The organism is Streptomyces sp. NBC_01244 (assembly GCF_035987325.1).
Taxonomy (GTDB): Bacteria; Actinomycetota; Actinomycetes; order Streptomycetales; family Streptomycetaceae; genus Streptomyces.
In genome coordinates, this window is record NZ_CP108488.1 from 8,814,821 (window position 1) to 8,829,509 (window position 14,689).

Consider the following 14,689-nt stretch of genomic DNA (forward strand, 5'->3'; position numbering starts at 1 on the left):
GTACGGGCCAGGGCCGGGCGGAGCGGGAACGGCTCAGCCCCAGTCCTCGGCATCCAGCTTGGCCCAGGCCTCCGCTTCCTCCGCCGCATGGTCCACTTCCTCGTAGGGCAGGGGGTCCGCCACCCAGCCCGCGGCGAGCACCAGGCGGGAGGTCCGGTGGACGGCGAGGAAGCCGAAGGGACGGTGGAAGGCCACTTGGGCGTGTCGGACGCGGTACCTCAGCCGGGGCATCGCGCCGGCGCCGACAGCCCCGATCGCCGTCACGGCGGCGGCTTCGAATCCCTCGGAGTGGAAGCGCGCGACGGCCGACTGCCGGGCGGAGCCGACGGCCAGCGGCTCTCGGCTGATGCCCGGGAAGTGGCCGGTCCGGGTGTCGCGGGCGCTCTCCAGACCGAACAGCCCGGCCGGGTCGAGGAGATCGTGGTCCGCCTCCACTTCGAAGGCCACCGTGCTGATGCCGAGCCGGTGTTCGCGGCGTTCCGAGAGGGTGCTGGCGATGTGCAGGCCAGGCCCCGGGTTCCCCTCGGGCAGCAGGCTCGCGCCCGTCGACGGGATCGCCCGGGTGACGGCCGCGATCCCGGCCTGGAGGGTCAGGCCCGGCGGGGCCTGCGGCTCGCCCAGGACGAGGTGGACGTCGACTCCGCCGTCGCCCACCACCTCCAGCAGGGTGACCGGGCCGCTGGGCGCCCGGGCCACGCGGACCCGGTCGAGGAGGGTCGTACCGCGGCTCAGGCCCTGCACCGTCCGCCCTGCCCAGGGGCCTTCGCCGATCTCGGTGGTCCAGGCGTCGAAGGGCTGGATCCACCGCGTGCGCAGCGTGAGCGCGGAGGCGAGCACGAAGCGTGTCTCCTCGTGGACGGGTACCGGCATCCTCTCGATGAGGCCGTCGGTGTGTTCGGCGGCCCAGGCGTCCAGGGCCTTGCGGTCGGTGTCCTCGTCACCGGTGAGGGTGGACCGGATCCCGGCGGGAAGCCGGGCCGACCACGCCTCCTCCAGGAAGAGGTCCCTCGCGGCCCAGAAGCCGGAGACGCAGCGCAGGCCCCGTACGCCGTCCAGGGCGGTCAGCAGCTCCCGGGCGGCTTCGGCCGCCGCGTCGGCGGGTATGCCGAGGGCTTGTTCCAGTTCGGTGCGGGCGGGTCCGGCGGCGCCGTCGGCGAGCAGGGCCAGCAGCGGCCAGACCCCGGCGGCCGTGAACACCGTGCCCGTGCCGTCCGCCGCCGCGTGCCCGGCCCAGTGGGAGGCGAGCGCGTTGACCGCCCGTACCGTCTTCGTCTTCATGCGGGGGAGCGTAAGGGGTGGGGCGCCGCCGGGCCGCGTCGTTTTTCCACGGCCCGGCGGCGCTGTTCGGGGGCGGGGCCGTCAGTGGCCGCGCAGGCCCTGGTCGACCGCGGTCATCAGTTCACCGTCGGCCGTGTCCGCGTCCAGTGACCAGAACATCGCGCCGCCGAGGCCCTCTTCGCGGATGTACCGGGTCTTGGTGCGCAGCACCTGCGGGTCGTCGTACGTCCACAGGGTGGTGCCGTCGAAGAGCCAGGCGCTGCCGTTGCGGCGGTCCCGGTGGAGCTTGTAAGTACCGGACGCGGCAAGCTGCTTGAGCTCCTTGTAGTCCGCGTATCCGTTGGCCCAGGCGGCCGGCGCCGGGCCCGTCGCGGGCTGGCCCATGCCGTCCCCGCCGCCGCTGACCCCGGTCCAGCCCTGCCCGTAGAACGGCATGCCCATCACGAGCTTGTGCGCGGGCGCGCCGCGCCGCTCCCAGGCGTCCACGGTGCCGTCGACGCTGAAGTCGTTCCTCGCGTACAGCGCGGACTGCTGGGCGGTGGTCGCCTCGCCGGAGACGTGGAAGTCGTAGCCCTGGAGGGTCACGAAGTCGAGGTCGCGCATGATCCGGCGGACGTCGAAGCCCGCGTCGATCTTGGCGGGGGAGGTCGGGACGAAGGCGGACAGCTCGTACTTCGCCTTCCGCTTCTGGCTGCGGGCGTAGTCGTCGAGCTGGGTGCGGAACTCGCTCACCAGCGCCGTGAAGTTCTTCTTGTCCTCGGGGCGGTAGGTGGTGTCGGTGTCGCCCGAGGAGCCGGGCCACTCCCAGTCGAGGTCGATCCCGTCGAAGAGCCCCGCGGCCGAACCCGCGCCGCCGCGGCTGCCGTCCTGCGGGAGGTTGCCCTTGATGTAGAGGTCGATGCAGGAGGATACGAGGGCCTTGCGCGAGGCCGGGGTGAGCGCGGCGTCCGAGAAGTGCGTGGACCAGCTCCAACCGCCCAGGGAGATCAGGACCTTGAGGCCGGGGTGCTTGGCCTTGAGCTCGCGGAGCTGGTTGAAGTTGCCGGCGAGCGGCTGCACCCAGTCGTCGGCGACGCCGTCCACGGAGTTCTCGGCGTCCAGCGGGCGGACGTAGTCGGCCCACGCGTCGGCCTCACCGGGGATGTTGCCGGTGAAGCACTTGCCGTCCGCGCTGATGTTGCCGAAGGCGTAGTTGATGTGCGTGAGCTTGCTCGCGCTGCCGTTCTTCTCCAGGTCCTGGACCTGGAAGTCCCTTCCGTAGACGCCCCATTGGGTGAAGTAGCCGACCTTCTTGTACGAGCGGCCGTGCCCGGAGTCGCCGCGGCCGGCGTCGTCGTGGGCGGGGGCGAAGGCGGTCAGCAGGGAGAGGGAGCAGGCGGCAATGGCCAGCCTGCCGAGCATGCTGCGGCGCATGGGCTTCCTTTGCGGATGCGGTGAGTGGTGCCGGGGCGCGTGCGCTGTGCATGCGGAAACTATTGGTCTGGACCAGTGTGGGTCAAGGGGGCGGGGTGAAACGTGGTGGGCACACACGGGTGGGCCCCGCCGCCGGCGGAGCCCACCCGTGTTCGTCACGGTCACGTCACGTCAGGTCGGACGGACCGGTGCGGTCACCTCACGGCACGAGCCGGTAGGCGTTCGTGATCGTCTCGCGAACGGTGTTGCCGGCCTTGTCCCTCAAGTCCACCCGGAAGGAAACGGACTTGGCCGTCTCCGGGTGTCGCACGATCACCGAGCGGGCCCCCTTCGCGTCGGTCGTCACCGCGAGGAGCTTCCAGGTCTTCCCCTCGTCGAAGGAGACCCGGACGGTCAGCGCGGCGACCTGCCCGGCCCCCGCGGCCGGCCCGCCCAGGTGCAGCGGAACCTTCAGATCGGCGCCCACCCGGGCCGTCCCGCGCAGGCTCAGCGTCGGGGAGAGGCGCACCGTGGACAGCGGCAGTCGCACCGACTGGTCCGCGGGCGGCCGGGCCGAGGTGAACGTCCAGACCGCGGCCACCTTCGTACTGGTCGTGGTGTCCTTGGGGGAGCGGCTCGACTCCGCGCTCAGACGGTACGCCGCCGAGCCGGCCGGAACGTCCGCGCTCACCCAGCCGGTGTCCGACCCCTCGGCGATGACCTTGCCGCCGGACTCCAGGCGGGTGAAGCCCCCGGTGACGACCGAGCCGCCCACGTGGCCGCTGCCGTCGTTGAACAGCCGGAGGTTGGCGTAGATGTTGTCGCCGGTCCGGTGGCCGCCGACCTCTGTGTCCGCGTTCTCCATGCTGGGGCCGACCACGCCGAAGTTGAACTTTACGGCCTTGCTGCTGCCCGGCTTGTAGGTGATGAGGCCGGTGTCGTAGCCCAGGCGTGTGTCACCCTGCGCGTTGAGCTGGTACACATTCCAGGTCCAGCGGACCCCGATGGTGCTGACGTACTGGGTGCCGGACATGGGCAGCTCCTGTTCGATGGGGTCGCGCATACCGAAGGCGGACGAGCCGGTCACGTCGTAGGGCGTCATCCAGATCAGGCCCTTCGCCCCGGTGACGGAGGCCGCGAAGCCGAGTTTCAACTCGGCGACCTCGGCCCGGGTGACGGTCTTGGTGAGGCCGGTGAACAAGCTGCCCGTGCGGTTGAAGGCGAGCCGGTAGTCGACGTTCTTGCCGGCCGCACCGGGGTTCTTCCACAACCCGTTGAACTGCGCCCGCATACCGGTGCTCGCCGTGCCGAGCGCGGCGGTGCGGACCTGTGTCCGCCCGTCGAAGGTCCAGGATCCGGCCACCCGCGCGTTCGCGTCGACGTACCCGAGGGTGCCGCCGACCAGCCGTGCCGCTGGATCCGGGGCGGTGACGGCCAACGGCTTGGCCTTGCGGGCGTCGAGCGTGATCGTGGTCTTCACGGTCACCTTCACGACCGGCTGGACGAAGACGGCCATCCGGCCGCCCGCGCCGAAGACGACGCTCTCCAAGTGGTAGTCGCCCTTGGGTATCCGCTTCACGACGGTCCCGCTCGGCACGATCGGGAACTCGATGCGTCCCGGAACCTCCCTGCCGATCTTTGCGAGCGCGCTGGAGTAGCTCTGCGGAGCCGCACCGTCGACATCGGTGTGCCGCAGGACGACGTCGTACGACTCCACCTCGCGGACGGCCACCATGCCGGTGCGCACCGACTGGCCGCCGCCATCGGCCCGTACGCTGCCGCCGAACGTGCCGTCGACCGTGCCCTTGCGGGTGTCGACGGTGACGGTGGTGGTCGCGGTGCCACCGGCGGGGACGGTGAGCCGGGCGTCCTTGACGGTGAACATCCCCGCCGGGGCCGGGCCGCCCCCCGGGCCGGTGGCGGTGGTGCTCAGCTTGAGGGTGACGGGCTTGGTGCCGTGGTTGCGGTAGGTGAGGGATCTGCCGACCGGCTTGTCGTCGGTGTGCGGCCAGAGCCGCGTACCGAAGTTGAGCGAGCCGGATTCGGAGACGACGACGGCCGTGGCGGCCCGCGCCAGGTCGACCCGGCCGGAGCCCTGTTCGGAGGCGTTGAGCACCGGGTCGGGCCGGGCTGATCCGGTGAGCAGCGCCTTGAGCTGGGCTCCGCTCCAGGTGGGGTGCTGCTGGAGCGCCAGGGCGGCGGCGCCCGTGACGTGCGGGGCGGCCATCGAAGTGCCCGACATGGTGGTGTAGCTCTTGTCGTCGGGGTTCCAGCTGTGCGTGCTCAGGGCGGCGGTGATGTCGACGCCCGGAGCGGTGATGTCCGGCTTGGACACTCCGTCGGCCGTCGGGCCCCGGCTGGAGAAGTCCGCGATCCGGTCCTGCTTGTCGACCGCGCCGACCGTCAGCGCCGCGGGGGAGCTGCCGGGCGAGGCGATGGTTCCGGGCCGGTCGCCGTAGTTGCCCGCGCTGATGACGAAGAGGGCCTTGGCGGAGAGGCGGGCGACCGCAGCCTCCTTCGGGTCCACGCCCGGCTCGTCCTGGCCCCCGAGACTCATGTTGACGATCTTCGCGCCCTGGTCGACGGCCCACTGCATGCCGCTGATGATGCCCGACTCGGTTCCCCAGCCGTCGTCGTTGATGACCTTGCCGTCCAGGAGACGCACCCCGGGCGCCACGCCCTTGTACTGGCCGCCCGACCGCGCGCCGGTCCCGGCGACGGTGGAGGCCACGTGGGTGCCGTGCCCGTGCCGGTCGAGGGAGTCGGGCGAGTCGCTGAAGTTCTTCTCGGCGATCTCCACGCCCTTGAGGTCGGGGTGGTCCTGGTCGATGCCCGTGTCCAGGACCGCCACCTTGACGCCCTTGCCGGTGTAACCCGCCTTCCACATGACGGGGGCGCCGATCTGCGGCACGCTCGTGTCGAGGGAGGTGCGGACCTTGCCGTCCAGCCACAGGTGGGCGATGGGCGTGGTGGGAGCGGATCCCCGCGTACGGGCGTCCGCGCCGGCGGTGACCGCCGACCACAGGGCCGCGGTCTCGGCCTTGGGCACGTCAAAGGCCTCGCCGTCCACGGACGGCAGCGGACGGCGCTCGCGCGCGACCCGGGCGAGCGGGTCACCGGTCGCGAAGGCACCCACCGGGGCGCCCTCCTTCCGGTAGCCGACGATCAGGGGCAGTGCGCCGAGGTGTGCGTCGTCGTACCCGTCCCTGGCCAACTGGGCGACGTCGAACAGCCGCCGGTCCAGGACGCCGTCGCCGATCAGGCGCAGGGCGTCCATCGGAATGACGTATGTGTGCCCGTCCTCGCGCCGAACCGAGAAGGTGGTCTTCTCGCGGCCCGCACCACGCGTGATCCGGACGACGGCGCCGTCGCCGCCGCCGACGACCACGCGGTCACCGGTGATCAGCGTCACCGTCGCGTCCGCCGGCGGCTTCGCGCCGACCGGACTCCCCTTCGTGTCCTGCTGCGCGTTCTGCTGCGTGCCCTGTGCGGTGGAGTTCGCGGCCAGTGCCGGCTGGATGCCGGCCGCGGCCGTCCCCATGATCAGCGTCCCGGCCACGGCGGCTGTCAGCGCCGCCGTTCCCGCCCTTGTTCTGGATGTCACCCGTTTCCCCCAATTCGGTGTGCGCGCCAGCGTGTTCGCCGGTAGCACGCACCCGGGACGGGACCCGGTTCTCCGCGGGGGCAAGAAGGAGAGCGCGTTCCGGAGAAATACACCCCAGGGTGTAGCCGGACGCCTCCCCTGGTGGGAGGAACCGGTGCTTCCGGGGCCGGAGGAAGCCATCAGCGCCTTCTCGGGGTGCCGCGTAGGTCAACTGTCCACGGCGCAATACTTGTTGTCTCAAGGAGTGGACGCAGACCGGAGTGGGCCGCGGCGGCCTGCCCCCCTCGGTGTCGCCCTGACCAGCGAAGACGGCCCGTGCGTCGGCTGGCTCGGATCCGCCGGCGGCCGGACCCGTGACGAAATTCCTCGCGGTTGATCACCGAATTCAGTGGATCTTCGGCGTGCGACATGACATGGTTGGTCTCACCGAAGGGGTGTAGCTCAGTTGGTAGAGCACCGGTCTCCAAAACCGGTTGTCGTAGGTTCGAGCCCTGCCACCCCTGCCAAGTTTGACCAATTCCGTCATGGAAAAGGGACTCGAGGGGAACGCTCCTGGAGTCCCTTTTCTCTTGCCCCGGGGGCGTAGCCTTTCTCGGGTGACGAAGATCGTGACCCATGTCGAGATGACCGACCCGAGTCAGCTCGTTCCCGGTGCTCCGGTCCCGGGACTGGTGCTCGTCGCCGTCGGCGACGACCTGTCGCCGGTTCCCGACCTGATGGCCAGGATCGGCGCGCCGTACCAGTGGCGCAGCGCCCGTCGCGGGCCACGGGAGTGGCAGGCGTGGTTCGCCGAGCATCCGGACCGGACGTGCTGGCTGCTGACTTTGGAGGGCGAGCCCGCCGGCATGGTCTGTTACGACCTCCACCCGGGCGCCGACGTCGAGATCAGGACCTTCGGGCTCTTGCCGGAGTTCACCGGGAAGGGGCTCGGCGGGCATGCGCTGACGCTCGCGATCCGGCAGGGCTGGAAGCTGGTGCCGGGCGTGCGCCGGGTATGGCTGCACACGTCCTCGGCCGACAACGCGAACGCCCTGCCCAACTACCACCGCCGTGGGTTCCGGACCTTCAAGACCGAAGAAGACGCGTTGGATTCGGGCATGCCTTAATCAATGGCAGGCCGGCCCGGCGCGCGGACATGATCGCGCCATGACCTCACAGACGATCACAGCGGCGGCATCCGGCACGTGGACGCTCGGAGACCTCACGGTCAACCGGATGGGCTTCGGCACGATGCGCCTGACGCAGCACGGTGAGGCATTCGCGGCCGAGGCCGTTCCACGGGACCGCGACCAGGCGATCGCCGTACTGCGCCGCGCGGTCGAGCTCGGTGTGAACCACATCGACACCGCCGCGTTCTATTTCTCCTCGTTGCGCTCGGCCAACGAGCTGATCAACCGGGCGCTGGCCCCCTACTCGCACGAGCTCGTCATCACCACCAAGGTCGGACCGGGCCGCGATCCCTCCGGCCAGTGGCTGCCGCACGCCACCCCCGAGCAGTTGCGCGGCCAGGTCGAAGAGAACCTGCGCCAGCTCGGCCGCGACCACCTCGACGTGGTGAACCTGCGCATCGTCGGCAGCGACTCGATCGCCGAACGCTTCGGCGCACTGGCCGACCTGCGTGCGGCCGGGCTCATCCGGCACCTGGGCCTGTCCAACGTCCGCAGCCACCACCTCGCCGAGGCCCGGAGCATCGCGCCGGTGGTCTGCGTCCAGAACATGTACGGCATCGGCGCGGGCCCCGAACAGAAGGAGCTCCTGGACATCTGTGGTGAGCAGGGCATCGCGTTCGTGCCGTTCTACTCCATCGCCGGAACCGGTCGCACCGCCGGCGCCACCAACGGCCACAGCGCTGAAGTCGACTCCGTCGCCCGCTCCGTCGCCCGCTCTCACGGCGTGAGCGCGGCCCAGATCCGGCTGGCCTGGACCCTGCACCAGGGCTCCCACGTGCTGGCCATCCCCGGCACCGGCGACCTCGGTCACCTCGCCGAGAACGTCGCCGCGGGCTGCCTGAGCCTGTCCGAGGGTGAACTCGCCGGTCTGGCCGCGGCGAGCGAGGAGACGGCATGAGGCGGTGGCCGGGCTGCCGCGGTTTGGCCCCCGCCTTAGCCCCCGCCCCCGCCTCCGGCCCCCGCCTCCGGCCCCCGCCTGTGCCCTCGGAGGGACTCAGTAGGTCGGGCAGAGGTTGGCCTGGACGGCCGCGACGATCAGGGCGGACTTGACGGGGCCGAAGCCGTCGGGGTGGTTGGGGCCGATGAAGCGCTGGTTCGCCCCGGCCACTCGCTTGGCCGGGTCCTTCTCGCCCTTCATGGACTGGCACTGGTCCAGGCCGCGCGAGACGGCCTTGTCGTCCTTGCCGTTGACGATCTCGGGGTCGATCGTGTTCAGCGCGGCCAGGTAGGCGGCGCGCTGCGCGGGTGCGGGGCTCGGCGGGAGGCCGCTGTCGGGGCGGGCCGCGCTCGGATCGGCGCTGGGCCTGCCGCTCTGACCGGGGCTCGGCACGGTCGAGGCCGGGGCTGGGGTGGAGGTCTTGCCGGGGGCCGGTGCGTCGGAATCGCTGCCGCACCCGGTGAGGGCGAGCAGTCCGGCGCCGGTGAGGGCGATGATCACGTGGTGTCTGCGCATCGGGCCATGGTCGCCCCGGCCCGGCGCCCGCGGGGCCGCTGTGACCGGGCTGTGACACGGCACCCCGAACTGCCGGTCGGCGCGGGCCGGGCAGGATCCGAAAGAGACGGCCTGGCCTGGCCTAGTAGTGCTTTGTTACGTGCTGTCGTAGGGCTGCCATGGGGTGGGTTGCCGGCAGGTGGGGCAGGTGCCGGTCCAGGTGGCGATGAGGTGTTGGAGGAGGTCCAGGGCCTGGTAGAGGGTCAGGCCCTGGCAGGGACTTTTGGGGTCCTCCGCTGTTCGGTGAGGAAGAGGTGGGCGGCGGTCACGAGGGTGACGTGGCGGTGCCAGCCGGTGAACGAGCGGCCCTCGAAGTGGTCCAGGCCCAGGACGGTTTTCAGTTCGCGGTAGTCGTGCTCGATCCGCCAGCGGGTCTTCGCGAGACGGACCAGGTCCTTGGCTGGGATGTCGGCGGGCAGGTTCGAGATCCAGTACCTCACCGGCTCCGTCTCGCCTTCGGGCCACTGGGCGATCAGCCAGGCGAGGGGGATCGTCCCGTCGGCGGCGGGTTTGGGCCGGCGGCCCGCGAGGCGGACGCGCAGGAGCACGAAGTGCGAGCTCATCGCCGCTTTCGAGCCCTTGCGCCAGGTCAGCGTGCGTCCCGCCCGTCGGCCGGCGGCCAACACATGGTCGCGTAAGGAGACGGGCCGGGTGCGGTAACGGGGCAGGGGCCTGGGACCGAGCCCGCTGTATGGGGGCTGATACGGCACGGCGTCATGGCCGTGGGCGGTCATCTCGGCTTTCACCTGCAGGACATAGGCCAGGCCCCGGACTTCCAGGCCGTGGCGGAAGTCCGCGTTCGCGCCGTAGCCGGTGTCCGCAACCAGTGATGCAGGCCGCAGGCCGATCCCGTCGAGTTCATCGAGCATGTCCAGCGCAAGCTGCCACTTGGGGCGGTGGTGCACGGTATCGGGAATCTTGCAGGCTCGCCTGCGGGCCTCGGATTCCGGGCTGTCCCAGCTCGCAGGCAGGAACAGGCGCCAGGACAACGGGCAGGAGGCCGTGTCCGTGGCGGCATGGACACTGACGCCGATCTGACAGTTGCCGACCTTGCCCAGCGTGCCCGAGTACTGGCGGGCCACCCCCGGCGAGGCCGTGCCGTCCTTCGGGAAGCCGGTGTCGTCCACGACCCATACCTCGGGCCGCACCGCGGCCACGGCCCGCCATGCGAGCCGGGCCCGGACGTCCTCGACCGGCCAGGTCGAGGACGTCATGAACTGCTGCAACCGCTGATGATCGATGCCGAGGCGTTCGGCCATCGGCTGCATCGACTTCCGCCGGCCGTCCAGCAACAGCCCCCGCACATAGAGCAAGCCCTTCTCACGCTGGTCCCGCCGCACCAGCGGCGCGAACACCTCGGAGACGAACTCCTCCAACCGGACCCGAACCGCAGCAAGCTCCCCAACCCTCATACAACCAGCGAACTACCAGACACCCAACGTGACAAGACCAGCTAACAAAGCACTACTAGAGCCTGTCGTCAAACTCCCGTCTGCCTCGCGACGCCTGGCACGCGCTCTCGCCGCACCGGACGGAAGCCAAGTACGTCCAGTACGCAGGCTTCCGCCCGGCACGCCGAGAGCACGCACCAGACGCCGCGAGGCCGCCCTTCGGGCGACGACGGGAGTTTGACGACAGGCCCTAGCCTGGGGGAATGACCGCCACCGCCGGGCGCGAGCCCCAGTCCGACCTGCGGGACTTCCTGCGTTCCCGCCGAGCCCGGATCGGCCCCGAGGCGGTGGGCGCCGCCGCACATCCGGGAAGGCGGCGCGTGCCCGGGCTCCGGCGCGAGGAGGTCGCGCAGCTCGCGGGGGTCAGCGTGGACTACTACACCCGGCTGGAGCAGGGCCGCACCCAGCACGTGTCCGACGAGGTCCTCGACGCCGTGGCCCGTGCGCTGCGGCTCGACGCCACCGAGCGGTCCCACCTCTTCGGCCTGGCCCGGCCGCGGCGGACCCCCGGGCCCGGGCGCGCCCCCGGCGCGGCGGCCGGTCCCCCCGGCCCCGCGGAGACCGCCGGCCCGCAGCGGGTCCGGGCGGTCCTCTACCGGGTACTGGACGCCCTGGACGACGGCACCCCGGCGATGATCATGGGGCGCCGGCTCGAGGTCCTCGCCGCGAACCGGCTCGCGGAGGCTCTCTACGCCGGCTTCGGCGCGCCGGACCCGGACGCGGCGGAGCCGGACGCGGCGGAGTCGGGCACGCCGGACCGACGCGAGCGCAATCTGGCCCGGTTCCTCTTCCTCGACCCCGCCGCCCGCGGGCTGTTCGCCGACTGGGAGAGCGCCGCGCGCGGAGCCGTCGCCGCGCTGCGGTTCTACGCCGGCAGGCACCCGTACGATCCCGGGCTGAACCCCCTCGTGGATGAACTGGCGGCGCTGGACGCAGACTTCCGGCGCTGGTGGGCCGGGCACGACGTGCTCGAGCACACTCACGGCACCAAGCGGTTCCGGCATCCCGCCGTCGGTGAACTGGCCCTGGAGTACGAGTCGCTCACTTTCCCCGACGACCCCGACCAGACCCTCTACCTCTACACGGCCGAGCCGGGATCACGCTCCGAGGAGGCGCTGCGGATCCTCGCCTCCCGGGAGGCGAGGACGGTGCGGGCGGCCGACGGAGTGCGCCCGAAGCGCTGACGCCCCGGCCTTCTGGCACACTGGGCCGGGTTATCCAGGCGGTGCAGGACAGGAAACCGGTGCGAATCCGGTGCGGTCCCGCCACTGTGACCGGTACGCCCCCGCGCGGGGCCCCGGGAGTCAGACACTGACGCACCGCCTCTTTCGGTTCGACCAGGGGACGCGGATCCCCCGGAGAGGCTTCACCATGTCTTCGTACGCCCGTGCGCTGCTGCGCGCGCTCCTGCCCGTCCCCCTCCTGATACCGCTGGCCGCGTGTGGGGGAGTACCCGCGGCGCAGGACGCCAAGGCGGGAGCGGGCGCCGTCCCCGGCTTCCCGTACACGGTCACCAACTGCGGTGTCACCAGCACCTATCAGGCGCCGCCGCAGCGAGCGGTCGCCATGAACCAGCACGCCACCGAGATCCTCCTGGCCCTCGGGCTGGAGGGGAAGACGGTCGGGACGGCCTACCTGGACGACTCCGTACTGCCCGCCTACCGGCCCGCGTACGACAAGATCAAGGTGCTGGCGAAGGAATACCCCGCCAAGGAGATCCTCCTCGGCGCCAACCCCGATTTCGTGTACGGGGGTTACTCCAGCGCCTTCGACAAGGCGCAGGGCCGCGACCGCGAGGGGCTCGCGAAGTCCGGCATCAACTCCCGCCTCAGCGTGGAGTACTGCACCCAGGGCAAGGTCGGCCTCGACCAGCTCAGGACCGAAATCACCGAGGTGGCACGGACCTTCGGCGTGCCCGAGCGCGGCGAGCGGCTCATCGCGGAGGAACAACGCCGCGTCGGAGCCGTCAGCGCACGCGTGAAGGACAAGGCCAGGCCCGCGGTCTTCGTCTACGACTCGGGCGAGGCCTCCGCCTTCACCTCCGGCGGCAACGGCATCGGTAACGAGATCGTCTCGCTGGCGGGCGGGACGAACGTGTTCGCCGACCTCGACGACACCTTCGGCGACGTGTCGTGGGAGAAGGTCATCGAGCGGAAGCCCGAGGTCGTCCTCATCTACGACTACGGCGGCACCACCGTCGAAGCCAAGAAGCAGCGCCTGTTGAACGACCCGGCACTGGCGCAGGTCCCGGCGATCAAGAACCGGCGGTTCGTCGTGCTGCCGCTGTCCTCCGCCGTGCTCGGCGTACGCGTCGCCGACGCCGTCGAATCGCTGGGCGGCCAGCTCCACCCCGACGCCGCGTGAGGCTCCGGGCCGCCCGCGCGTTCACCCGTACGCCGGTCGTACTGGCCCTGCTCGCCGCCGCGCTGGCCGCGTCGGCCCTGGCGGGGCTGGCCCTGGGACCGGTACGGATCCCTGCGGACCGGGTGCTCGACATCGTGCTCGCCGGACCGGGACCCGGCGGGGGAGCGGGCGCCTTCGGAGCGATCGTCTGGGACGTCCGGATGCCGCGCGTCCTGCTCGGCGCCGTCGTCGGCGCGGGACTCGCCGTCGCGGGAACCGTGCTCCAGGCCCTCGTGCGCAATCCGCTCGCCGACCCGTTCCTGCTCGGAGCCTCCTCCGGGGCCTCGGCCGGAGCCGTGCTGGTGATCGTCTTCGGCGCCGGGTTCCTCGGCTTCGCGGGCGCCGCCGCCGTACCGCTCGCGGCGTTCGCCGGGTCGATGGGCGCGCTCGTCGCCGTCTACGCGATGGCCCGGCGCGGCGGAGCCATGACCACCGGCCGGCTGATCCTCGCCGGAGTCGCCGTGCAGTACGTCCTGTCCGCCCTGACCAGCCTGATCCTGGTGCTGGCCGCCCGTCCCGACCAGATCCGCAGCGTGCTGTTCTGGACCCTCGGCGGGCTCGGCGGGGCGCGCTGGGGCGAACTGGCCCTGCCCGCCGGGGCCCTGCTCCTGGGCACCGGGCTGCTCATCGCCCTGGCCCGGCCGCTCGACCTGCTGCTCGCGGGGGAGGAGGGCGCCCAGACGCTCGGGCTGGACACGAGCCGGTTCCGGGCCGCCGTGTTCGTCCTCACCTCGCTCGTCATCGGCGTGCTGGTGGCCTACAGCGGGGCGATCGGCTTCGTGGGGCTGATGGTGCCGCACGCCGCGCGGATGGTCGTCGGCGCCGGGCACCGGGCGCTGCTGCCCGTGGCCGCGCTGGGCGGGGCGGTGTTCCTGACCCTGGCCGATCTGATCGCCCGTACCGCCGCCGCGCCGGAGGAGATTCCGGTCGGCGTGGTCACGGCGCTCGTCGGCGGGCCGTTCTTCCTGTGGATGCTGCGCAGGTCCACCCGCACCGAAGGGGTCGTGGGATGACGGCGGGACGGCCGGCGGGGCCGGCGACAGGGTTGTTGGCAGGGACGAAGGCAGGGACGAAGGCGGGGCCGATGTCTGGGCGTGGGGCGGCGGAACTCGCCGTCGAGGCCGTGCGTTACGAGATCGACGGGCAGCCGCTGCTGCACGGGATCGACCTCACCGCCCGCCCCGGCGAGACGGTCGGAGTCGTCGGCCCCAACGGCAGCGGCAAGACGACACTGCTGCGCTGCGTCTACGGCACCCTGCGCCCGACCGGCGGGCGGCTGCTGCTGGACGGTGTGGACGCGGCCTCGCTGGGCGTCAAGGACCGCGCCCGGCGGGTGGCGGTGGTGCCCCAGGACGCGGCCGGAACCTTCGGGCTGACCGTGCGCGAGGTGGTGGCCATGGGGCGCAGCCCGCACAAACGGTTCTGGGAGCAGGACGGACCCGACGACGTACGCCGCGTCGCGCGGGCCCTGGACACCGTCGGAGCGGCCGCCCTCGCGGGCCGCCGCTTCGACGGGCTCTCGGGCGGTGAGCGCCAGCGCGCCCTGGTGGCCCGCGCCCTCGTCCAGGACCCCGGCCTGCTCGCCCTGGACGAACCGACGAACCACCTGGACATCCGCTACCAACTGGAGATCCTCGGGCTGGTCCGCGCCCTGTCCGCCACCGCCCTGCTGGTCCTGCACGACCTCAACCTGGCGGCGATGTACTGCGACCGCCTGTACGTCCTGGCGGACGGCCGCGTGGCCGCCTCGGGCACCCCGGCGGAGGTACTGACGGAGCCCCTGCTGGCCGAGGTCTACGGGGTCCGCACCCGCGTCGGAACCCACCCCACGACGGGCGCGGTCAACATCGTCTACCTTCCGGAGGACGGGGACCGAACGGGGTACTGAGACCGGCCCGGC

Annotated in this window: 11 protein-coding genes, 1 tRNA gene and 1 riboswitch; of the genes, 7 read left to right on the forward strand and 5 right to left on the reverse strand. The window is 71.7% G+C overall.

Going from position 1 to position 14,689, the window contains the following annotated elements; translation table 11 throughout:
* Positions 1–33: 33 nt before the first annotated feature.
* The 3 genes from OG247_RS39255 to OG247_RS39265 all read right to left on the reverse strand — a co-directional run bounded on the left by OG247_RS39255 (position 34) and on the right by OG247_RS39265 (position 6,274).
* Complete coding sequence (locus OG247_RS39255; RefSeq protein WP_327256735.1) at positions 34–1,278, reverse strand: serpin family protein; 1,245 nt, start codon at positions 1,276–1,278, stop codon at positions 34–36.
* A gap of 81 nt (positions 1,279–1,359) precedes the next feature.
* Entirely contained in the window at positions 1,360–2,691 is a 1,332-nt protein-coding gene (locus OG247_RS39260; protein WP_327256736.1) for a glycoside hydrolase family 18 protein, read from the reverse strand.
* Between the two features lie 199 nt (positions 2,692–2,890).
* Positions 2,891–6,274, reverse strand: coding sequence for a S8 family peptidase (locus OG247_RS39265; RefSeq protein WP_327256737.1), 3,384 nt, complete (start codon positions 6,272–6,274; stop codon positions 2,891–2,893).
* A 430-nt stretch (positions 6,275–6,704) separates the two neighbouring features.
* Between OG247_RS39265 and OG247_RS39270 the strand changes: the two genes are divergently transcribed.
* The 3 genes from OG247_RS39270 to OG247_RS39280 all read left to right on the forward strand — a co-directional run bounded on the left by OG247_RS39270 (position 6,705) and on the right by OG247_RS39280 (position 8,341).
* Positions 6,705–6,780, forward strand: a tRNA-Trp gene (locus tag OG247_RS39270).
* A gap of 90 nt (positions 6,781–6,870) precedes the next feature.
* A complete protein-coding gene (locus OG247_RS39275; RefSeq protein WP_327256738.1) occupies positions 6,871–7,380 on the forward strand; it encodes a GNAT family N-acetyltransferase in 510 nt (169 codons plus the stop codon).
* 40 nt (positions 7,381–7,420) lie between these two features.
* Positions 7,421–8,341, forward strand: a complete 921-nt coding sequence (locus OG247_RS39280) for an aldo/keto reductase (RefSeq protein WP_327256739.1) — start codon at positions 7,421–7,423, stop codon at positions 8,339–8,341.
* Positions 8,342–8,437: 96 nt separating this feature from the next.
* On the opposite strand, the gene OG247_RS39285 is transcribed toward OG247_RS39280, so the two are convergent.
* Together OG247_RS39285 and OG247_RS39290 are read right to left on the reverse strand one after the other, a co-directional pair.
* On the reverse strand, positions 8,438–8,896 hold the full coding sequence (locus OG247_RS39285; RefSeq protein WP_327256740.1) for a hypothetical protein: 459 nt from the start codon (positions 8,894–8,896) through the stop codon (positions 8,438–8,440).
* A 242-nt stretch (positions 8,897–9,138) separates the two neighbouring features.
* Positions 9,139–10,347, reverse strand: coding sequence for an IS701 family transposase (locus tag OG247_RS39290; RefSeq protein WP_327256741.1), 1,209 nt, complete (start codon positions 10,345–10,347; stop codon positions 9,139–9,141).
* A 242-nt stretch (positions 10,348–10,589) separates the two neighbouring features.
* Here OG247_RS39290 and OG247_RS39295 point away from each other — a divergent pair, with 242 nt between their 5' ends.
* The 4 genes from OG247_RS39295 to OG247_RS39310 all read left to right on the forward strand — a co-directional run bounded on the left by OG247_RS39295 (position 10,590) and on the right by OG247_RS39310 (position 14,677).
* Complete coding sequence (locus tag OG247_RS39295) at positions 10,590–11,570, forward strand: helix-turn-helix transcriptional regulator (protein WP_327256742.1); 981 nt, start codon at positions 10,590–10,592, stop codon at positions 11,568–11,570.
* Positions 11,571–11,619: 49 nt separating this feature from the next.
* A riboswitch (cobalamin riboswitch) is annotated at positions 11,620–11,700 on the forward strand.
* A gap of 57 nt (positions 11,701–11,757) precedes the next feature.
* Entirely contained in the window at positions 11,758–12,750 is a 993-nt protein-coding gene (locus tag OG247_RS39300) for an ABC transporter substrate-binding protein (protein ID WP_327256743.1), read from the forward strand.
* Positions 12,747–13,802, forward strand: a complete 1,056-nt coding sequence (locus tag OG247_RS39305; RefSeq protein WP_442813532.1) for a FecCD family ABC transporter permease — start codon at positions 12,747–12,749, stop codon at positions 13,800–13,802. Before OG247_RS39300 ends, OG247_RS39305 begins: the two co-directional genes overlap by 4 nt.
* Positions 13,803–13,873: 71 nt before the next feature.
* Positions 13,874–14,677 carry an ABC transporter ATP-binding protein gene (locus OG247_RS39310; RefSeq protein ID WP_327256744.1) on the forward strand — a complete coding sequence of 268 codons (804 nt, stop codon included), beginning with the start codon at positions 13,874–13,876 and terminating at the stop codon, positions 14,675–14,677.
* Positions 14,678–14,689 lie beyond the last annotated feature (12 nt).

Coding starts and splice junctions, on each gene's coding strand:
- OG247_RS39255 (WP_327256735.1), bottom strand. CDS start 1,278: ATGAAGACGAAGACGGTACGGGCGGTCAACGCGCTCGCCTCCCACTGG.
- OG247_RS39260 (WP_327256736.1), bottom strand. CDS start 2,691: ATGCGCCGCAGCATGCTCGGCAGGCTGGCCATTGCCGCCTGCTCCCTC.
- OG247_RS39280 (WP_327256739.1), top strand. CDS start 7,421: ATGACCTCACAGACGATCACAGCGGCGGCATCCGGCACGTGGACGCTC.
- OG247_RS39285 (WP_327256740.1), bottom strand. CDS start 8,896: ATGCGCAGACACCACGTGATCATCGCCCTCACCGGCGCCGGACTGCTC.
- OG247_RS39290 (WP_327256741.1), bottom strand. CDS start 10,347: ATGAGGGTTGGGGAGCTTGCTGCGGTTCGGGTCCGGTTGGAGGAGTTC.
- OG247_RS39295 (WP_327256742.1), top strand. CDS start 10,590: ATGACCGCCACCGCCGGGCGCGAGCCCCAGTCCGACCTGCGGGACTTC.
- OG247_RS39300 (WP_327256743.1), top strand. CDS start 11,758: ATGTCTTCGTACGCCCGTGCGCTGCTGCGCGCGCTCCTGCCCGTCCCC.
- OG247_RS39310 (WP_327256744.1), top strand. CDS start 13,874: ATGTCTGGGCGTGGGGCGGCGGAACTCGCCGTCGAGGCCGTGCGTTAC.